Annotated in this window: 20 protein-coding genes; 16 read left to right on the top strand and 4 right to left on the bottom strand. The window is 58.3% G+C overall.

The features are described from left to right. The first annotated feature begins 51 nt into the window (after positions 1-51). The gene (locus AABB29_RS01695; RefSeq protein ID WP_341368588.1) at positions 52-1038 is read left to right on the top strand and encodes a hypothetical protein; all 987 of its coding nucleotides are present in this window, start codon (positions 52-54) and stop codon (positions 1036-1038) included. A 7-nt stretch (positions 1039-1045) separates the two neighbouring features. Here AABB29_RS01695 and AABB29_RS01690 read toward each other — a convergent pair whose 3' ends face one another. Beyond that, the gene (locus AABB29_RS01690) at positions 1046-2266 is read right to left on the bottom strand and encodes a urate hydroxylase PuuD (protein WP_341368589.1); all 1221 of its coding nucleotides are present in this window, start codon (positions 2264-2266) and stop codon (positions 1046-1048) included. 90 nt (positions 2267-2356) lie between these two features. Here AABB29_RS01690 and AABB29_RS01685 point away from each other — a divergent pair, with 90 nt between their 5' ends. From AABB29_RS01685 to AABB29_RS01645, 9 genes are all read left to right on the top strand, one after another. Then, positions 2357-3277: a LysR family transcriptional regulator gene (locus tag AABB29_RS01685; RefSeq protein WP_341368590.1), complete on the top strand. Its 921-nt coding sequence runs from the start codon at positions 2357-2359 to the stop codon at positions 3275-3277. Between the two features lie 60 nt (positions 3278-3337). Beyond that, complete coding sequence (puuE, locus tag AABB29_RS01680) at positions 3338-4738, top strand: allantoinase PuuE (protein ID WP_341368591.1); 1401 nt, start codon at positions 3338-3340, stop codon at positions 4736-4738. Next, positions 4735-5208 carry an ureidoglycolate lyase gene (locus tag AABB29_RS01675; RefSeq protein WP_341368592.1) on the top strand — a complete coding sequence of 158 codons (474 nt, stop codon included), beginning with the start codon at positions 4735-4737 and terminating at the stop codon, positions 5206-5208. The genes puuE and AABB29_RS01675 overlap by 4 nt, the downstream gene beginning before the upstream one ends. A gap of 46 nt (positions 5209-5254) precedes the next feature. Beyond that, positions 5255-6568 carry a nucleobase:cation symporter-2 family protein gene (locus AABB29_RS01670; protein WP_341368593.1) on the top strand — a complete coding sequence of 438 codons (1314 nt, stop codon included), beginning with the start codon at positions 5255-5257 and terminating at the stop codon, positions 6566-6568. A 203-nt stretch (positions 6569-6771) separates the two neighbouring features. Further along, positions 6772-7593, top strand: a complete 822-nt coding sequence (phnC, locus tag AABB29_RS01665; protein ID WP_341368594.1) for a phosphonate ABC transporter ATP-binding protein — start codon at positions 6772-6774, stop codon at positions 7591-7593. 62 nt (positions 7594-7655) lie between these two features. Further along, positions 7656-8561: a phosphonate ABC transporter substrate-binding protein gene (phnD, locus tag AABB29_RS01660; RefSeq protein WP_341368595.1), complete on the top strand. Its 906-nt coding sequence runs from the start codon at positions 7656-7658 to the stop codon at positions 8559-8561. Positions 8562-8634: 73 nt separating this feature from the next. Beyond that, positions 8635-9507 (top strand): phosphonate ABC transporter, permease protein PhnE, encoded by an 873-nt coding sequence (gene phnE / locus AABB29_RS01655; RefSeq protein ID WP_341368596.1) that lies wholly within the window; start codon positions 8635-8637, stop codon positions 9505-9507. Beyond that, entirely contained in the window at positions 9504-10820 is a 1317-nt protein-coding gene (gene phnE / locus AABB29_RS01650) for a phosphonate ABC transporter, permease protein PhnE (protein WP_373636740.1), read from the top strand. The genes phnE (AABB29_RS01655) and phnE (AABB29_RS01650) overlap by 4 nt, the downstream gene beginning before the upstream one ends. Further along, the gene (locus tag AABB29_RS01645) at positions 10821-11435 is read left to right on the top strand and encodes a chloramphenicol acetyltransferase (protein ID WP_341368597.1); all 615 of its coding nucleotides are present in this window, start codon (positions 10821-10823) and stop codon (positions 11433-11435) included. An 86-nt stretch (positions 11436-11521) separates the two neighbouring features. On the opposite strand, the gene AABB29_RS01640 is transcribed toward AABB29_RS01645, so the two are convergent. After that, entirely contained in the window at positions 11522-12871 is a 1350-nt protein-coding gene (locus AABB29_RS01640) for an MFS transporter (protein WP_341369024.1), read from the bottom strand. 145 nt (positions 12872-13016) lie between these two features. Between AABB29_RS01640 and AABB29_RS01635 the strand changes: the two genes are divergently transcribed. Then, a complete protein-coding gene (locus AABB29_RS01635) occupies positions 13017-13421 on the top strand; it encodes a helix-turn-helix domain-containing protein (protein WP_341368598.1) in 405 nt (134 codons plus the stop codon). 280 nt (positions 13422-13701) lie between these two features. Here AABB29_RS01635 and phnF read toward each other — a convergent pair whose 3' ends face one another. Further along, positions 13702-14412 carry a phosphonate metabolism transcriptional regulator PhnF gene (gene phnF, locus AABB29_RS01630; protein WP_341368599.1) on the bottom strand — a complete coding sequence of 237 codons (711 nt, stop codon included), beginning with the start codon at positions 14410-14412 and terminating at the stop codon, positions 13702-13704. A 99-nt stretch (positions 14413-14511) separates the two neighbouring features. Between phnF and phnG the strand changes: the two genes are divergently transcribed. From phnG to AABB29_RS01615, 3 genes are read left to right on the top strand one after another with little or no spacing between them, the layout of a single operon-like run. Beyond that, positions 14512-14967: a phosphonate C-P lyase system protein PhnG gene (gene phnG, locus AABB29_RS01625; RefSeq protein WP_341368600.1), complete on the top strand. Its 456-nt coding sequence runs from the start codon at positions 14512-14514 to the stop codon at positions 14965-14967. Beyond that, a complete protein-coding gene (gene phnH, locus AABB29_RS01620; protein WP_373636739.1) occupies positions 14967-15527 on the top strand; it encodes a phosphonate C-P lyase system protein PhnH in 561 nt (186 codons plus the stop codon). Before phnG ends, phnH begins: the two co-directional genes overlap by 1 nt. Then, the gene (locus tag AABB29_RS01615) at positions 15527-16609 is read left to right on the top strand and encodes a carbon-phosphorus lyase complex subunit PhnI (RefSeq protein WP_341368601.1); all 1083 of its coding nucleotides are present in this window, start codon (positions 15527-15529) and stop codon (positions 16607-16609) included. The genes phnH and AABB29_RS01615 overlap by 1 nt, the downstream gene beginning before the upstream one ends. Before the next feature lie 5 nt (positions 16610-16614). Here the strand turns inward: AABB29_RS01615 and AABB29_RS01610 are convergent, their stop codons facing one another. After that, on the bottom strand, positions 16615-16869 hold the full coding sequence (locus AABB29_RS01610) for a hypothetical protein (protein WP_341368602.1): 255 nt from the start codon (positions 16867-16869) through the stop codon (positions 16615-16617). A gap of 52 nt (positions 16870-16921) precedes the next feature. Here AABB29_RS01610 and AABB29_RS01605 point away from each other — a divergent pair, with 52 nt between their 5' ends. Continuing rightward, on the top strand, positions 16922-17791 hold the full coding sequence (locus AABB29_RS01605) for an alpha-D-ribose 1-methylphosphonate 5-phosphate C-P-lyase PhnJ (protein ID WP_341368603.1): 870 nt from the start codon (positions 16922-16924) through the stop codon (positions 17789-17791). Beyond that, the gene (gene phnK / locus AABB29_RS01600) at positions 17788-18558 is read left to right on the top strand and encodes a phosphonate C-P lyase system protein PhnK (protein ID WP_341368604.1); all 771 of its coding nucleotides are present in this window, start codon (positions 17788-17790) and stop codon (positions 18556-18558) included. The genes AABB29_RS01605 and phnK overlap by 4 nt, the downstream gene beginning before the upstream one ends. Positions 18559-18561: the final 3 nt, after the last annotated feature.

Here is an 18561-nt window from a genome sequence, read left to right as displayed (position 1 = left end):
CCGCGCCAGATGGGTTTTCACCCATCCCGCAATGTGATCAGATAAGCCGCAATGAATTGGTTTGAAGAACAGACTGGCATTGCCAATGAGACCCCTGAAGAGGTCTATAAATACCTGTCCATGGAAGGGACGACGCTGGTTTCGGCGAAATCGGGCTGGCGGGCCGAGGCCGGAACGCTTGATATCCCGTCCCTTGGGCATTTGCGCGCAAATGTGCCTGTCCCTGATCCAGCACCGCTGAGCGTTGAAGAAATGGTCACCGACGTTCAGCATCTTCATACATACCCAGAGAATGAGGGCGCCGTTTTTCAGGTTGCCTCGCAATTCAATCTGCTGGAGATGATCGGCCCGTCAGTGACACCCGAAATGGGCGTGGCACGATATGAGCATGATCGCACGCAAGGCCCGGCCTGCGCATTGGCCTGTCTGGCCGGAACGATCTACCGCAATTACTTTGTTCCGCTTAAGGGGGGCATCGGCCAAAGCACGGATCGGCAGATTGATTGTCTTGCCGATATTGGGGTGATGCTTGGCGCAGGTCAGGATTTTCTGTGGGACATGCGCAATGGTTATGCATTGCCTACGTCTGAAAGTCTGCATTTGATCAATGCTCGGCTTGCTCAGTTGGATGCGGACGCCGTGCGCGCCGCATTGCGTGTGGGTGTGCACCGCGATGTGCAGGTGACGCTGCATGATACAGGTCGTTTGGTTTCCCAGATTTATTGTAGCGCCATGCCGGTCGCCTATTCTGATCTGCCCGCTGATCTTTGGGCCGGTTTTGCGCAGATCATTCTTGAGGCGGCTTATGAGGCCACATTGCTGGCGGCTATCGAAAATGCCGCCCGGACCGGAAACCGACGGGTTTTTCTGACAATGCTGGGCGGGGGCGCCTTTGGAAACCGGCCTGATTGGATTGCAGCAGCGGTGCTGCGCGCCTTACGTCTGCACGCGCAGGCCGGGCTTTCGGTGTTCTTGGTCAGTTATGGCCAATCAAGCGGGCTTGCCCGGCGCATTATTTCGGATTTTCAAGCCGGATAGTCATGGGTTAGGACCCGCTGCGATACCATGCAATCAGTTTTTGCCGATCTTCGGCAGGCAGATTGGTGATGTTTGCAGGTGGCATCGCATGGCTGACCCCCGCCTGCAGATAGATCTGCCTTGCGTGCCTCGCGATATCGCTTTCCGTTTCCAAAAAGACCCCTTTGGGCGCCCATTGCATGTTGTTCCAGACAGGCTCGCGCGCATGGCACATTGAGCAGCGCCCGATGACGATGTCATGGGCCTCATCAAATCCGTCTGCGCTGGCAAACCTTTGTTCGTAGGGTGTCAGCGCCCTGGCTTCGGCCTGCTCATAGCTATCATGGCCGGGCTGGGTTGAGAGCCATGCAATGATGAGGAACAAGATCACAGTGACCGCCCAAGTCCAGTTGGGCTTGCCTTTGCGCGCATGCATCGAGTTGAAGTAATGCCGGATCGTGACGCCCATCAGGAACACGAGCGCCGCGATGATCCACGCGTATTGCGTGCCAAAAGCCAGCGGGTAGTGGTTCGATAGCATCAGGAAGATCACCGGCAGCGTCAGGTAGTTGTTGTGGGTCGAGCGCAGCTTTGCGATTTTGCCGTATTTCGGATCGGGCGTCCGCCCGGCCTTCAGGTCGGCCACCACGATCCGCTGGTTTGGCATGATGATGAAAAAGACGTTGGCGGTCATGATCGTGGCAGTGAACGCACCCAGATGCAGCAGGGCGGCCCGCCCGGTGAAAATCTGGTTGTACCCCCAAGACATCACCACCAGCAGAATGAACAGCAACACCATCAGGGTCGTCGGCCGGTCGCCCAATGGGGATTTGCATAAGAAATCATAGATCACCCAGCCCACCCCAAGGGATGCGGCTGAGATCAGGATGCCTGTGAAAATGCTGATATCGGCTTTGTTGGGATCAATCAGGTAAAGCTCTGCCCCGACCCAATAGACCACCGCCAACATGGCAGCCCCGGACAGCCATGTGGCATAGCTTTCCCATTTGAACCAGGTCAGGTGCTCGGGCATGGCTTCGGGGGCCACCAAGTATTTCTGGATGTGGTAAAATCCGCCGCCATGCACCTGCCATTCTTCGCCGTCGGCCGGGCCATCAATGTCGCGGTTCAACCCCAGATCAAGGGCAATGAAATAGAACGACGATCCGATCCAGGCGATGGCTGTGATCACGTGCAACCAGCGCACTGCAAAGGCGATCCAGTCCCAGAGTATTGCGATATCATACATATGGCGTCCCCTTTTGCGGGCAGTCTAGTCAGCGCTTTGGTTCTCTTGTATTCCCTGATATTGCAAGGCTCTATCAAAAAATGCGGAATAATGTCTTATCTGGAAAACATACGCACCTTTGTGCGGGTTTATGAATTGGGCTCAATGTCTGCAGCGGGCCGTGATTTGCGGATTTCACCGGCGGTCACCTCGGCCCGGATATCGCAGCTTGAGGATCATCTGTCCGTCCGCCTGTTCCAACGGACCACGCGCAGTTTGACCCCCACCGCCCAAGGAAAGGCCTTTTATGGCGGGGCCTGTAGTGTGCTGGATGCGGTGGACTATGCCGAAGCGCAGGTGACTGAGCTGACCGAAAACCCCAAGGGCCTGCTGCATGTGGCGGCCCCTTTAGGCGTGGGGCGCCGGTTGATCGCGCCCCATGTGCCCGCTTTTGCACAGGCCTATCCGTTGATTGATGTACGCCTGCGGATGACGGATCGGAATGTGGATATGACGGCGGAGGGGCTCGATCTGGCGTTTCATCTGGGGCAGCCCGCCGATAGCAATCTGCGGATCCGCAAGATTGCCGATGTGGGGCGGGTGCTGGTGGCCTCGCCTGCCTATATCGCCGCACATGGGCATCCGGTGGATGGCGATGCTTTGGTCAAGGGCAAGCATGAATGCCTGAACCTGCGGTTTCCCGGCGCGTCGGAGTTCCAGTGGCGCTTGCAAACAGACGCAGGTCCCAAACGGTTTCGGATCGCGGGCCGTTTGGAATCGGATGATGGTGATGTGCTGACCGATTGGGCGCTGGCGGGCCAAGGGGTTGCGATGAAACCGCGCTTTGAGGTGGCCGATCATCTGGCCGCAGGCGCGCTGGTGATCGTGGCCGCAGCGACCCCGCCGATGCCCGTGCAGATGGCTTGCCTTTACATGCATCGTCGCCACCAAGATCCAAAGACGCGTCTGTTCATGGATTTCATGATCGAGCGCATCGCCGGCGCCATTCGGGCCGCCGAAAGTGTTTCGTAAATTATTTGAAAAACACACCTATTCTTTAGGAATACGGTGTGAATGAACAAGAGGTCAAGAATGCACCGTTACCCCCGAGATATGAGCGGCTTCGGCCCGACGCCACCCGATCCCCAATGGCCGGGCGGTGCGCGCATCGCGGTTCAGATTGTGCTGAATTACGAAGAAGGCGGCGAGAATAACATCCTGCATGGGGATGCGGGGTCCGAGGCGTTTCTGTCCGAGATTGTGGGTGCCGCCAGCTGGCCTGATCAGCGCCATTGGAACATGGAAAGCATGTATGAATACGGCGCGCGGGCCGGGTTCTGGCGCTTGCACCGGATGATGGCCGATTTGCCGGTGACGGTTTACGGCGTGGCCACGGCCCTTGCGCGGGCGCCCGAGCAGGTCGCAGCGATGCAGGATGCAGGCTGGGAAATCGCCAGCCACGGGTTGAAATGGATCGAATATAAAGACGCGTCCGAAGATGTGGAGCGTGCCCATATGGCCGAGGCGATCCGCCTCCATACCGAAGTTGTGGGCACCCCGCCGCGCGGCTGGTATACGGGGCGTTGTTCGGTGAATACGGTCCGATTGGCCGCTGAAACAGGCCAGTTTGCCTATGTGGCCGATACCTATGCCGATGATCTGCCGTACTGGATGGAATTTGGCCGTCGGGACCAGCTGATCGTGCCCTACACACTCGACGCGAATGATATGCGCTTTGCGACGCCGCAGGGGTTCAACGCGGGCGCGCAGTTCCTTGATTATCTCAAGGCCAGCTTTGACACGCTCTACCGCGAAGGCGGGCGCATGATGTCGGTGGGCTTGCATTGCCGCCTTGTGGGCCGTCCGGGGCGGGCCGAGGCCCTGCGTCAGTTCATTGAATACGCGCAAGGGCATGAAGGCGTGTGGTTCGCTACCCGGGAACAGATTGCGGATCATTGGGCGACAAAGCACCCGCATCAGCGTTGGGAGCGTCCTTCACAAATGGATAAGGGCGCGTTCATGGCCAAGTTTGACCATGTGTTTGAGCATTCCCCATGGGTCGAAGAACGGGCCTTTGATCTGGAACTTGGCCCTGCGCATGACACTGTTGTGGGCTTGCATAACGCCATGTGCCGGGCGTTTCGGTCAGCTTCTGAGGAAGAGCGGCTTGGCGTGCTGACCGCGCATCCTGACTTGGCAGGGAAACTCGCGGCGGCCAAAAGACTGACGGCGGAAAGCACGGCAGAGCAAGCATCCGCCGGGCTCGACGCGCTGACGGATGCAGAGCGGGCTGCGTTTGCGGCGCAAAATGCGGCATATGTTGAAAAGTTTGGCTTTCCTTTCATCATTGCGGTCCGGGACCATGATAAGGCGTCGATCCAGGCTGCGTTTGCCGCGCGTTTAGAGAATGATCGCGATGCCGAATTTGCGCAGGCCTGCCATCAGGTTGAGCGGATCGCGTTTCATCGTTTGAAAGAACTGCTGCCTCGATGACCTCAGATATCCGTATCTCCCCACTGACGGCTGCGGCTTTTGCACCGTTTGGGGATGTCCTGAATTGTGACGGTGATCCGGACAAGATGATCAATGCAGGGCTCTGTGGCCGGTTCCACGACCGCGCGCAGGTCGATGCGGGCGACGGCAGGGTCGGGATCAGCCTATTTCGGTCTGAATTGCGGGAACTGCCCTACCAGCTAGATCTGGTCGAGCGGCATCCTGAAGGATCACAGGCCTTCATTCCTATGAGCCTCGATCCGTTTTTGGTGGTGGTGGCAGACGATGACCTGCGCCCGCAAGCGTTCATCACGGCCCCGGGCGAAGGTATCAATTTTCATCGCAACGTCTGGCATGGGGTGCTGACCCCCCTGTCGGGCCCGGGCTTGTTTGCGGTGATCGACCGGATCGGTGATGGCCCAAATCTGGAGGAACATGTGTTTGCCACGCCTTACCGCGTGGTCGTTTAGGGATTGGTCCGGCGGGAAGACCGGCCAAGCAACAAGGGACAATGAAATGACTGATACAACTTATAGCGATCCGAATGTGACGCCGCCGCTGGTGCAGGCGGTGCCACTTGGACTGCAACACGTGCTGGCGATGTTTGCATCCAACGTGACGCCTTCGATTATTGTGGCAGGGGCCGCAGGGCTGGCCTTTGGCGGGCCGGAACAGATTTACCTGATCCAGATGGCGATGCTGTTTGCGGGGATCGCCACGGTGTTCCAGACTGTGGGTATCGGGCCTGTGGGCGCGCGCCTGCCGATCATGCAAGGCACCAGCTTTGCCTTTGTGGGCGTCTTGGCCGGTGTGGCCGCGACCATGGGGCTCAGCGTGGCCTTGACCGCATGTATCATCGGCGGTGTAGTACATTTTGCGCTTGGGGCCTTCATCAAACATCTGCGGTGGCTGTTCCCACCACTGGTGACCGGCCTCGTGATCCTGACCATCGGGGTTTATCTGATCCCGGTGGCGATCAAATACGCCGCGGGCGGGGCGGCTGATTTCCAGATGGAGGCCGAAAGCTTTGGTTCGCTCAAGCATTGGTCTGTGGCCCTAACAGTCATTGTCGTGGCGCTGGGCGTGAAGTTTTTCACCAAGGGCACATTGTCCGCCTCGGGCATTCTGATCGGCCTGCTGGCGGGTTATGTTCTGGCCTTTGCCTTGGGCATGGTGAATTTCGCACCCGTCGCCGGTGCCGCCTGGATCACACCAATTAGCCCGTTGCCCTATGGGTTTGAATTCAACCTCGGTGCTGTGATTGCTGTGACATTGGTGTCAATCGTGTCGGCGATTGAAACCGTTGGCGATGCGTCAGCTACAGCCAAGGCCGGTGCAGGCCGCGATGCGACGGATGAGGAAATCTCAGGGGCCACCTATGCCGATGGCCTGGGCACGGCGATCGCGGGTATCTTTGGCGGATTGCCCAACACGTCGTTTAGTCAGAACGTTGGGATCGTTGGGATGACCGGGATCATGTCCCGCCACGTTGTGACGATCGCGGGGATCATCATGATCATCTGCGGCTTGATCCCAAAAATCGGTGCCGTGATCGCCTCCATGCCTTTGCCTGTTCTGGGCGGCGGTGTGATCGTGATGTTCGGGATGGTGGCTGCTGCAGGTCTGAACGTGCTGGCTGAGGAAAAGATGACCCGCCGGACGATGATCATCATCGCGGTGTCATTGGCCTTTGGGCTAGGGCTGAATCTGGTGCCAACAGCCGTGCAGTACCTGCCGGGTGTGATCAAGACTTTGGCGACATCAGCCGTTGCACCAACAGCGATGATGGCAATCGGGTTGAACCTGATTCTGCCCAAAGATCCCGAATAATCCGGCAAGAAATGCCGCATCGATAAGGCGCGGCTTTGACATTGGGCGTTGCAGCACAGGCTGCGGCGCCCATTTTTTATGCATAAAGCTGTGGGTCAAAGACCAATCCAAAGCGCATCTGGCGCCGTTACAAAAATTTCATATTTTTGAAACAAATCTGCAAATGAGCGCCCGCAAACAAGTCCGGACCTTGGAGGGTGTAGATGCTGCAGATTGATCAGTTGACCAAAACATTTGGGGCGAAGACGGCCGTCAAAGCGGCGACGTTTACCGTTGAAAAGCCCGCAATGATCGGGATTATCGGGCGCTCTGGCGCGGGAAAATCAACGCTCTTGCGGATGTTGAATTGCCTGACCGAGGTCAGCGCGGGCACGATTATGTTTGATGGCGTCGATGTAACGGCGCTGCGCGGTGCGGCTAAGCGGAACTGGCAATCGCAATGCGCGATGATCTTTCAGCAGTTCAATCTGGTGCCCCGGATGGATGTCGTCTCAAACGTGCTGCACGGCATTTTGAACCGCCGCTCAACGCTGGCGACCATGTTCAATCTTTATCCAGACGAAGATATCCACAAGGCAATCGCCATTCTAGACCGTCTGGGCATCGCCGAACACGCCCCAAAACGGGCCGAGGCCTTGTCCGGCGGACAGCAACAACGGGTCGCGATTGCCCGCGCGCTGATGCAGGACCCCAAGATCATTCTGGCGGACGAACCCATCGCCTCGCTCGACCCGATGAATGCGCAGGTCGTGATGCAATCCTTGCGCCAGATCCATGAAGAAGACGGCCGGATGGTCATCGCCAACCTGCACACGCTGGATACGGCGCGCCGTTATTGCGACCGTGTGATCGGCATGCGGGACGGTAAAATCGTGTTTGATGGCACGCCTGACCAACTGACCACCGGTGTCGCCCGCGACATCTACGGCGCGGATGAGACGTTCTCAGAAGCCGCCACATCCACCGAGATTGAGACCTTGAATGCCGAGGTCGTCAAGCTGGCTGAGGTCGCTGAAAGCGTCTGAGCCATCCCCACCTATCAACCCCCCGTACCCCTCTGCTGGGGTGCTTAACGAGAGAGAAGACAATGAAAAACCTAGTTGCTGCTGCACTTGCGACAACCGCGCTGACCGGTGCGGCCTTTGCGCAAGAGATCACAGAATTCAACATCGGTGTACTTGGCGGCGAAAACGCCCAAGACCGGATGACAGCGAACCAGTGCCTGGCTGATTACACTTCAGAAGCGCTGGGCGGCATCGACGTGAACATCTTCACACCTGCCGATTATAACGGTGTGATCCAGGGCCTTTTGGGCGGCACAATCGACATGGCATGGATGGGTGCGTCATCCTACGCAGCCGTGCACATTCAGGACCCCGACGCAGTTGAGCCTGTTTTGGTCAAAGTGAACCTCGACGGGTCCATCGGCTACCACTCCATCGGTTTTGCCCGCGCCGACAGCGGCATCACATCGCTGGAAGACATGCAAGGCAAGGTCTTTGGCTTCGGTGATCCAAACTCAACCTCAGGCTTCCTGATCCCATCCATCGAAATCCCTGCGGCCACTGGCGGCACAATGGAATCCGGTGATTACTTCGGCGAAGTGAAATTCACTGGTGGGCATGAGCAAACAATCGTTGCTGTGAACGCAGGCGATGTTGACGGCGGTGTGACCTGGGCCGATGGTCAGGGCAACTGGGAAGATGGCTACAACTCTGGGGCGCTGCGCCGTGCGGTTGATGCAGGTCTTGTGGACATGAACGACCTGGTTGAAATCTGGCGCTCCAACGTGATCCCAGAAGGCCCAATCGTTCTGCGCACAGCACTGCCTGCTGACGTGAAAGCGACTATGACTGAGCTGGTTGACAACCTCTACGAAGCAGACCGCGATTGTGCATATGGCGTGTCTGCCGGTGAAAGCCTGGGCTTCCAGCCAGTGACACACGAAACATATGAATCGATCGTGGCAGCACGCCGCTCGGTCATCAACTAAACCCTCCCGGTTTGAAAAAACGCACCGATCCCTTTGCGGGGTCGGTGCGCCTTTTGTGTGAACAGGACCCCCCATGGCCCTTGCCGAAACAACCTCAGAGATTTCTCCCTCCGTGACATCCAGCTATATGGCGATGATCCGCCGCAAGCGGATGATGTCCGGGATCATGCTGGCGATTTTCGTCGTCCTGTTGGTCAGCGGCTTTCTTGTCGCGCAAGAACGGAACGCAGGGGATTTCCTGCCCGGCCTGTCCAATGTGTTGGGGTTCCCGAGCGATGTGGTCAGCGAGGCCTGGGAAAACCGCGCGCAATTGCCGGGCTTTCTGGCGACCTACTTCCCGTCCCTGATTGAGACAATCAATATCGCCGCCCTCTCAACCCTTGTGGGTGGCTTGGCCGCCATTGTGCTGTCGTTGTTCGCCACACGCGGGTTGGCAAAATACCCCCGGCTCGTGCCCGTCTTCCGGCGCACCATGGATCTGCTGCGTGCCTTCCCCGAAATCGTGATCGCCTTGGTGCTGATCTTTATCATCGGCGGCGGGCCGGTGCCCGCGATGATCGCTATCGCCCTGCACACAGCCGGTGCCTTGGGCAAACTCTTTTCCGAAATCAACGAAAACGCGCATCTCGGCCCGCTGGAAGGGCTCGAATCCGTGGGCGCAAATTGGAGCCAACGGATGCTCTTGGGTATCGTCCCACAGGTGGCCCCCAACTACCTCAGCTACGCGCTACTACGGTTTGAAATCAACATCCGCGCCTCCGCCATTCTGGGCTTCGTGGGGGCAGGGGGCATTGGCTATGACCTCCGCAACACGATCACCTTCGGGATGGGCAAGTTCGACGAAGCCGCCGCGATCTTCATCCTTTTGTTCGTCACAATCGTTCTGGTGGACCAACTGTCATCGACAGTGCGCGACCGCCTGACCCACGGAAAGCCAGTGCTATGACCACCGCTGACACCAATATGACCGATATGATGCAGGTGACCGTCGCAGGCATGCGCCGCAAGCGGATGGTCGGTTTCGGGATCGTGGCCGCCGTGCTGGTCTATCTGACCTACATCTTCTTTGCTTTCGATATCCCCGAAGTGATCAGCGATATCGATGGGGACGATGCCCGTATTCTGGTGGCCGACAGCTATAGCTACAAAACGCACGTCACCCGCGATAACCGGGACGGCAGTGTGGGGGTCTCTATCGAGGGCGAACGCAAAGGGCGATACCCCGAAGGCGAGGCACCATCCTGGGTCACGCTTGGCGAAACCACCGTCATTCAATTGGAAGACGGGCATGAGGTCATCTTTGACCCCGAAGAAATCCGCTACGATATCCCCGGCTACGGTCTGGTCACAGCGCGGCCCAATTCCGACGGGGTGAACGCGACCCTCCCCGCAGGGGATGTGCCCGCCTGGATCAACGCCTCCAAAAACCGGCTGGCGATCACAACCGAAGCAGGACGGCTGACCGTCACCCGCAACAGAACCGAGGTCTTTCGATATTTCGGCGGGTGGGAGCTATTCTTTTTCACGCTCGACAGCCCCTATCACGGGCTGGGGTTCGCAGCGGTGCTGTCACGGGCCGTCAGCGGCGAAGCAGGCGCGATCTGGGCAGACTTCTGGGGCAACGACATGTGGCGGCATTCCGATGTGGTCTGGGCGATTGGGGAAACCATCCTGATGGCCTTCCTGGGCACCTTCGGCGCGGCAATCATCGCCCTTCCGCTTGGGTTCCTTGCTGCCAAAAACTTCACCCCGCTGGGGCCGATCCGGTTCGGTATGCGGCGGATTTTCGATTTCCTGCGCGGTGTCGACGGGCTGATCTGGACAATCATCCTCTCGCGGGCCTTTGGGCCGGGGCCCATGACCGGCTCGCTCGCGATCTTGCTGACAGACACCGGATCATTCGGCAAAATGTTCTCGGAAGCATTTGAAAATATCGACAACAAACAAATCGAAGGGATCGCCTCAACCGGCGCGAAACCACTGCAGCGGTATCGGTTCGGGGTGATCCCGCAGGTCACGCCGGTCTTGCTCAGCCAAATCCTTTATTATCTGGAATCCAACACCCGGTCCGCCACGATCATCGGGGCAATCACCGGGGGCGGCATCGGGTTACTCCTGACCCAAGCGATCATCACGCAAAAAGACTGGGAAGAGGTCACCTATTACATTATCCTGATCATCATCATGGTGATGTTGATGGATAGTCTATCAGGCTGGCTCCGGCGCAAGCTGATCAAAGGTGATGAGGGCGGGCACTAAGTGGCACGGCTCACAGAAGACGCGCCCTTTGTGCATCCTGATTGCAGCGTGACCGACAGTACCTTCGGGCGTTACACCGAAGTGGGCCAAGGCACGCGCATCGCCCATTCGCATATGGGCGATTATTCCTACTGCGACCGGTTTGCGGATATCGCAAATGCGGAGATCGGCAAGTTCTCCAACATCGCCAGCTACGTGCGGATTGGGGCCACAGATCACCCGATGGATAAGGCAAGCCAGCACCATTTTCATTACCGGTCAGCGGATTACTTCGACGATGCGGAACACGATGAAGCCTGGTTCGCACACCGCAGGTCACGGCGAGCGGTAATCGAGCATGACACCTGGATCGGACACGGGGCACAAATCCGACCCGAAGTAACACTGGGGCACGGCAGCGTCGTGGCGGGCGGAGCGATTGTGACAAAGGACGTCCCACCCTACATGATCGTGGCGGGGATCCCCGCCCAACCCCTGCGCGCACGGTTCCCCGAGGAGATTGCAGAGCGGATGATGTCGCTCGCCTGGTGGGACTGGGAGCACGACCTGCTAAGGACCGCGCTGGACGATTTTCGCACCCTGAAGGCAGAAGCCTTTTTGGAAAAATACGAATAGCCCGCTCAGGCCAAGGTTCTTCTTGCCTTGAGCAATAAACGCGCCGCATTGCGGGTATGAGCCCACTTTAACAAATGCTGCACTGCTTATGAATGTCCGGTTCCCCGTCGCGTGCCGGTGTTTCGGTGCGAAAACACCGAAAGCAAAACGACACCCAGTATCAGGACACTGCACATCGCAAAGGTTCCCGCCATGGCAAAGCTTACGAGGGGCGTCCCGTCTTCGATGCCGGAATCAAAGTAAGCAAGGGACCAGAATACTGCGCTGACCGATCCGGCCCCGAGGATAAAGCCAAAGTTGCGGCTCAGATTGAGGATGCCCGACGTTACGCCCCGATCTTGCTCTGACGCAGTCTCCATCACCGAGGTGTTTAGCGCGGCTAGGAAAACTTGGTAGCTGGGTGCCAGAAAAATGAATGCCAGAATGAATCCGCCAAGGCCGAGCAGATAAGGAAGCGTCGCCATGGCAGCGCACGCAAAGGCCATTGCAGACGCGCCTGCCGTCACCGCATAACCTGTCCCCATTTTCTCTGTGAACTGCCCCGCAGGAATGCCGCTCAGCGCCGACGATATCGGGCCGACAGACATCGCTAGGCCCATTTGCGCGGTCGTTAGCCCAAGTCCATCAATGAGGAAAAAAGGCCCAACCACCAACATGCCCATCATAACGAGTGAAACGATAACGTTCATTGCAAGGCTTATGCGCAAACGGCTGGAACTTAGTAGATCAAGCGGGATGATGGGCGAAAAACTGCGATTTTCGATCACATAAAGCGCCATCAATGCGCCAATCGCTAGAGCTGCGAGCAAACCATCCGTGACGTCCAATCCATTGGCCAATTCAGTCACGAGGAACGTCAGGGCAGTGAGGAAAGCGGCCAATGCACCCGCGCCAGGAAGATCAACTGAACCTTTCTCCGCATGTTCTGTGCTGCCTCGAAGCCAAACGAGGCAAAGCACAAGTGTTGCCAGAGCAAAGGGGACTTGAAGAAAATACACCGAACGCCAGCCAAAAGCGGCCGCAGCAGCAGCCCCAATCGCAGGGCCTGACGCTGTACCAATGGCTGTCATGCTTCCTAGCACGCCCATCCAACGCCCGATTTGGCCAGAAGGCACCAGATCGCGTACCATCGCCAAAGGTATCGCCATCATGGCCGCTGCACCTGCGCCCTGGACAAATCGACTGGCGATCAAAGCCGTCAGCGTCGGCGCGAGGAACGCAAGAACTGCGCCAAGAGTAAAGAGGCACAAGCCCGAAGCCAGCACAGTTGGCTTGCCATAGACATCGCCTGCGCGTCCCACCGGCACAATAAGTGCTGTAACGGCGAGGATGTACATCGAGACAACCAATGTTGGGTTAGGGCTTTGGCCACCGAAGGCTAACGATATGTCCGGTAACGTTACGGCAGCAGAACTTATTCCATAAGCCGCAAGCATGATCGAGAGGCCAGGCCCCGACAGTACCGCTAACGTTCTTTTCGGGTCCGTGGATAGAGAGGAATTGATCAACTAAACGCTCCATTGCAAATTCGGAGCAATCACCCTACAACTTGAAGCCAAGTTTAAGTCAAGAGACATTCATATGACAACACTTTTGGATATTGCCGAGGTGTCAGGCCGTTCTGGTATCAGCCCCTCGGGCCTGCGCTATTATGAGAAAAGGAAGCTGATCGAAGCCGTCGCCCGCAACGGGCTACGGCGTCAGTATGAGCCGACAGTCCTTCAGGAACTGGCACTCATCAACTTGGCCAAATCCGCAGGATTTTCGCTTGATGAGATAGGCTCCGTTTTACGCCGACCCGGAACGGCAGTAATACCTCGCGACGCTCTGGTCGATAAGGCAAACATGCTGGAAAAACAGGCTGAGCGGCTGGTCAACCTCGCAAAAATGCTGCGCCATGTCGCGGACTGCCCGCACGAGGATCACTTCGAATGCTCTCGCTTCCAGAAGTTGCTGAAGGTCGCAACAAAAGTTTGGAATGTATGAACTGGCAAATCCCAAAGTTGCCGAAGGAAGCCTGACGACCAATGACAACTTCGTCCCGCTATGCGGGTAGCGAGCATCAATTCAGTATGGTTTCAAAACCCAGCACGCGTATCGTTAACATGTGTATGTCCCAGCAGTCGACCGACGTTTTGCAGACGTAAGGCCGACATATGTCTCACCACCTGATTCCCAACAAAATAGGCGTTAACCAACGCTTCGGCTGGACAGGCCCGAAGCTGGCTGTCGGGTACCGTTCGGTGGTCGCCTCGCTTGTCGCTTGTCAGAGGTTGTCGACCGTCAGCGTCACCCGGTCCCCGGCAAACCAGGTGTGCCCGTATTCGATGGGCGCTTCGCTGCCATCAACGTTGATCCCCACAGTCCGCAAAATGGGCGCACGTTCAGCGATCCGCAAATGCAGCGCTTGGGTCGGGGTGGCGGATTTGGCCGTCAGCCGGGTTGAGGCGCGGGTATAGTCGCTGACCCCATGTTTCCCAAGCGCTTGGGTCACTGACCCCGTCTCATTCAGATAGGTCAGCAACTCGGGAAAGCGCGCCGCCGGAAAAACGCTGCGAAACAGGGCGATAGGCTGCCCGTCAGCAGAGGAAAGGCCTTCATAGACATGCACTTCGGCGTCCTTTTCCAGCCCCAAAGCCTCACGCTCGCGTTCGCCCGCCATGCGGGTTTCGGTCAGCAGGGGGGTCTTACCCGGACTGCGCCCCGCCGCCGCCAGGTTCTGGTGGAACCGAACCCTGCGCCCGATGGGGTAATCTGTTGGTGTCAAAGCAACAAATACACCCGCGCCGCGCCGCGCATGCACCAGCCCGGCCTCGGCCATGGCGCGCAAAGCGCGCCGCACGGTGTGGCGATTGACACCAAAACGGACCGACAGCTCGGCCTCGGTCGGCAGTTTGTCCCCGGGTTGATAGCGCCCTTCTGCGATGTCGCTGGTCAGCGCCTCGCTGATGGATGTCCAGATTGCTGTGCGTGCCATTTGTCATGAAACTTTCACATGCCGCGCCTTGCGTGGCGGCCCGAAATTTTATAGTTGTCTAGTTGTATATTTATTTCGACAACTACGCAAGGTGTCTAGATGGACGGGAGTTTTCAGGCCGAAAATCCGCGCAAAGTGTGGATGAGCCTTCTTGCCAAAGCGCCAGAGGCAGCGCTGGCCGAACTGTGGAACGCCTTGGATGCCAAGCCAGACTACAGCCTGCTGCGCGCCCCCGAGATCGGCGGCGTTATGGTCCGCGGGCGGGCCGGGGCCGTGGGTGCTCCGTTCAACTTGGGCGAAATGACCATCACTCGTTGTTCGGTCAAGCTGGGTTGCGGCGCTGTCGGTCACGCCTATGTGCAAGGGCGCAGCCGGGACAAAGCGTTGCAAGCGGCGCTGGTCGATGCGCTGATGCAGACCGCGCAGGCCGATAAGGTCGAGGCGCAGGTGCTGGCCCCTCTGCGCACAGGTTATGACGCGGCCAAAACGGCGCGGGCGGCCAAGGCGGCTGCCACCAAAGTGGATTTCTTTACCATGGTCCGAGGAGAGGATTGATGCAGCTGGCCGCACTTGAAGGCGGGTTCGAAAACGCACCCATCGCCTCTGCCCAGGCGTTTCGCGGGATCATGACAGCGATGGCCTGTCCCGGCACGATCCAAACGGTTGCGGGCGCCGCGCCCCCCGCACCTTTGTCTGTCGCGGCGGGTGCCGCAGTGCTGACGCTTTGCGATGCTGAAACGCCGGTGCATCTGGCGGGGCGGTTTGACACCGACGCGCTGCGCGACTGGATTACCTTTCACACAAGCGCCCCCTTGGTTGCCGCAAATCAGGCTATGTTCGCCATCGGTGATTGGACCGACCTGCAATTGAGCGACTTTGCCATTGGTACGTCCGAGTACCCTGACCGCTCTGCGACCCTGATCGTGGAATGCGCAGAGCTTGCGGCCCAAGGTGCCGCGCTCAGCGGGCCGGGGATCAAGGACAGCGCCGCCCTATCCCTGCCTGAAATATCAGCTTTTCAGGCCAACGCCGCCCTGTTCCCGCTGGGCCTTGACTTCATTTTCACCTGCGACAGCCGCTTGGCGGCTTTGCCCCGAACGACAAAGGTGTCCTGATGTATGTGGCTGTAAAGGGTGGCGAAAAGGCCATCGACAATGCGCATGCCTGGCTGGCCGAAGAGCGGCGTGGCGATTTATCTGTGGCTGAACTGTCGGTGGAACAAATCCGCGAACAGCTGAGCCTGGCGGTGAACCGGGTGATGGCCGAAGGCTCACTTTATGATCCTGACTTGGCGGCTTTGGCGATCAAACAAGCCCGTGGCGATTTGATCGAGGCGATCTTTCTGATCCGCGCTTACCGGACGACCCTGCCGCGCTTTGGCGGGACCGCGCCGGTGGATACCGAAGCCATGGCCTGCGACCGCCGCGTATCGGCCACCTTCAAAGACGCGCCCGGCGGGCAGGTGCTGGGGCCAACCTTTGACTACACGCACCGGCTGTTGGATTTCAAACTGGCCGCAGATGGTGAGGTGCCCGAGGGCGTCAAGGCCGAGGCCACGCAAGCCCCCACGCCCCACATCATGGACTTTCTGGATCGTGAAGACCTGATCCAAAACGAAGTTTCCGGCAACGATGTACCACCCGATCTGACCCGAACGCCGCTAGAACTTCCAGCTGAGCGTGCCCTGCGGCTGCAATCGCTGACGCGCGGGGATGAGGGCTTTATCCTCGGCATGGCCTATTCCACCCAGCGCGGCTATGCGCGCAACCACGCCTTTGTGGCCGAGCTGCGCATCGGCGCGGTGCCCGTCGAAATGGAAATCCCCGAGCTGGGGTTTGCCATCGAAATTGGCGAGATCACCCTGACCGAATGCGAAACAGTCAACCAGTTCAAAGGCTCAAAAACCGAACCACCACAATTCACGCGGGGCTATGGGCTGGTGTTCGGTATGACCGAACGCAAGGCGATTTCCATGGCGCTGGTTGACCGGGCGCTGCGCTGGAAGGAACTGGGCGAAGACAACGTTGGCGCGCCTGCGCAGGACGAAGAATTTGTCCTTTATCATTCCGACAACATCCAGGCGACAGGGTTCCTGGAGCATATCAAACTGCCCCATTACGTCGATTTCCAGTCCGAGCTGGAACTGATCCGCAAACTGCGCCGCGAGGCGCAAGGCTTGCAAGAGGCTGCCGAATGACCGGTCTAGCGTATCGGTCCGTCATCGGGCGGGGGCGGGTCGTCATAGATCGTGCCGACGCTCCGGGCCTCTTTGCGTGGGCCTGTGCCAAGCAGCGCGTTCCACAGTTTGCGTGCGGCAAATTGGGCAATGACGACCAACACCATGAACGCGCCGAAGGCCCACAAAAGCGAACTGATCCCGATACTGACGCAAGCCCCATCTGCGCCAAATATCAACGCGTGAAGGATACTGACTGTCTCGCGGCAGCTGTCGAACATCCGTGGCCTCCTTTGCGCAATGCAACCATTTCTTCGCAACATGAGCGATCTTATGTCTGATTACAATTTTGCATATCTCGATGAGCAAACCAAACGGATGATCCGCCGGGCCATTCTGAAGGGTCTGGCGATCCCCGGCTATCAGGTCCCTTTCGCCAGCCGTGAAATGCCGATGCCTTATGGTTGGGGTACGGGCGGCGTGCAGGTCTCAGCCGCTGTGCTGACCCCGAAAGATACGTTCAAAGTCATCGACCAAGGGGCGGATGACACAACCAACGCGGTTTCAATCCGGCGGTTTTTTGAAAAAACCGCCGGGGTAGCTGTGACGGAAGCCACGACCGAGGCCAGTGTGATCCAGACCCGTCACCGCATCCCTGAACAGTCCCTGAGGGACGATCAGATATTGGTCTATCAGGTGCCCATCCCTGAACCCCTGCGGTTCCTGGAACCCTCCGAGGTTGAGACCCGCAAGATGCATAGCCTTGAGGAATACGGGCTAATGCATGTGAAACTGTATGAAGACATCAGCCAGCACGGGGCGATTGCGACATCCTACGCCTATCCGGTCAAGGTCGAAGGGCGCTATGTGATGGATCCATCGCCGATCCCGAAGTTCGACAACCCCAAGCTGGAAATGGCGGGTATCCAACTCTTCGGGGCGGGGCGCGAACAGCGCATCTATGCGATCCCGCCCTATACCCAAGTCGTCAGCCTCGATTTTGAAGACTATCCGTTTGAAGCCTCTAAGGCCGATTGCGCCTGCGATCTTTGCGGGGCCACGGACAGCTATCTGGACGAATTGATCGTCGATGACGAAGGCGGGCGGATGTTCATGTGCTCGGATACGGACTACTGCGCCAAACGCCGCGCCGCAGGCCATGTCGGCGCACAAGGCGTGCCAGTGCAGGGGGACGCAGCATGACACCGCTTTTACAAGTCACTGATATCGCAAAGTTCTACGGCCACCGGATTGGGTGCAAGGACGTGTCCTTTGATCTTTACCCCGGCGAAGTCATGGGCATCGTCGGCGAAAGCGGTTCGGGCAAATCAACGCTGCTGAACTGCCTTGCCGGGCATCTGACTCCAGATCAGGGCCAGGTCAATTTCGACACACGTGTGGGCGGGTTGCGCGACACTGTCACCATGTCCGAGCCTGAGCGGCGGATGTTGTCGCGCACCGATTGGGCCTTTGTCCATCAGCATGCCCGGGACGGGCTGCGGATGAATGTCAGCGCGGGCGGCAATGTGGGCGAACGGTTGATGGCTGTGGGTGCCCGGCATTATGGCGATATCAGGGAGAGCGCGACCGACTGGCTCGGCCGGGTTGAGATTAGCGCCGACCGGGTCGATGACCGCCCCACAGCCTTTTCAGGCGGTATGCAACAACGCCTGCAGATTGCCCGTAATCTGGTCACTGGCCCGCGTCTGGTGTTCATGGATGAACCCACCGGCGGCCTTGATGTCAGCGTGCAGGCACGTCTGCTTGATCTGCTACGCGGGTTGGTGCGGGAAATGAACCTTAGCGCGATTATCGTCACCCATGATCTGGCCGTGGTGCGATTGCTGGCGGATCGGTTGATGGTCATGAAAGACGGCCATGTGGTTGAAACCGGCCTGACTGATCAGGTGCTGGACGATCCACAGCATGGCTACACCCAGCTTCTCGTTTCCTCAGTCTTGCAGGTATGAACC

This window comes from Yoonia sp. BS5-3, from assembly GCF_038069655.2.
In the GTDB taxonomy this organism is placed as follows: domain Bacteria; phylum Pseudomonadota; class Alphaproteobacteria; order Rhodobacterales; family Rhodobacteraceae; genus Yoonia; species Yoonia phaeophyticola.
Note: the sequence above shows the minus strand (reverse complement) of the source record. Positions and strands in the feature narration are given on the sequence as shown.

What these genes read in the sequence shown, in the direction of transcription:
- AABB29_RS01695 (WP_341368588.1), top strand. Translation starts at nt 52, where the DNA reads ATGAATTGGTTTGAAGAACAGACTGGCATTGCCAATGAGACCCCTGAA.
- AABB29_RS01690 (WP_341368589.1), bottom strand. Translation starts at nt 2,266, where the DNA reads ATGTATGATATCGCAATACTCTGGGACTGGATCGCCTTTGCAGTGCGC.
- AABB29_RS01685 (WP_341368590.1), top strand. Translation starts at nt 2,357, where the DNA reads ATGTCTTATCTGGAAAACATACGCACCTTTGTGCGGGTTTATGAATTG.
- puuE (WP_341368591.1), top strand. Translation starts at nt 3,338, where the DNA reads ATGCACCGTTACCCCCGAGATATGAGCGGCTTCGGCCCGACGCCACCC.
- AABB29_RS01675 (WP_341368592.1), top strand. Translation starts at nt 4,735, where the DNA reads ATGACCTCAGATATCCGTATCTCCCCACTGACGGCTGCGGCTTTTGCA.
- AABB29_RS01670 (WP_341368593.1), top strand. Translation starts at nt 5,255, where the DNA reads ATGACTGATACAACTTATAGCGATCCGAATGTGACGCCGCCGCTGGTG.
- phnC (WP_341368594.1), top strand. Translation starts at nt 6,772, where the DNA reads ATGCTGCAGATTGATCAGTTGACCAAAACATTTGGGGCGAAGACGGCC.
- phnD (WP_341368595.1), top strand. Translation starts at nt 7,656, where the DNA reads ATGAAAAACCTAGTTGCTGCTGCACTTGCGACAACCGCGCTGACCGGT.
- phnE (WP_341368596.1), top strand. Translation starts at nt 8,635, where the DNA reads ATGGCCCTTGCCGAAACAACCTCAGAGATTTCTCCCTCCGTGACATCC.
- phnE (WP_373636740.1), top strand. Translation starts at nt 9,504, where the DNA reads ATGACCACCGCTGACACCAATATGACCGATATGATGCAGGTGACCGTC.
- AABB29_RS01640 (WP_341369024.1), bottom strand. Translation starts at nt 12,871, where the DNA reads ATGCTTGCGGCTTATGGAATAAGTTCTGCTGCCGTAACGTTACCGGAC.
- AABB29_RS01635 (WP_341368598.1), top strand. Translation starts at nt 13,017, where the DNA reads ATGACAACACTTTTGGATATTGCCGAGGTGTCAGGCCGTTCTGGTATC.
- phnF (WP_341368599.1), bottom strand. Translation starts at nt 14,412, where the DNA reads ATGGCACGCACAGCAATCTGGACATCCATCAGCGAGGCGCTGACCAGC.
- phnG (WP_341368600.1), top strand. Translation starts at nt 14,512, where the DNA reads ATGGACGGGAGTTTTCAGGCCGAAAATCCGCGCAAAGTGTGGATGAGC.
- phnH (WP_373636739.1), top strand. Translation starts at nt 14,967, where the DNA reads ATGCAGCTGGCCGCACTTGAAGGCGGGTTCGAAAACGCACCCATCGCC.
- AABB29_RS01615 (WP_341368601.1), top strand. Translation starts at nt 15,527, where the DNA reads ATGTATGTGGCTGTAAAGGGTGGCGAAAAGGCCATCGACAATGCGCAT.
- AABB29_RS01610 (WP_341368602.1), bottom strand. Translation starts at nt 16,869, where the DNA reads ATGTTCGACAGCTGCCGCGAGACAGTCAGTATCCTTCACGCGTTGATA.
- AABB29_RS01605 (WP_341368603.1), top strand. Translation starts at nt 16,922, where the DNA reads ATGTCTGATTACAATTTTGCATATCTCGATGAGCAAACCAAACGGATG.
- phnK (WP_341368604.1), top strand. Translation starts at nt 17,788, where the DNA reads ATGACACCGCTTTTACAAGTCACTGATATCGCAAAGTTCTACGGCCAC.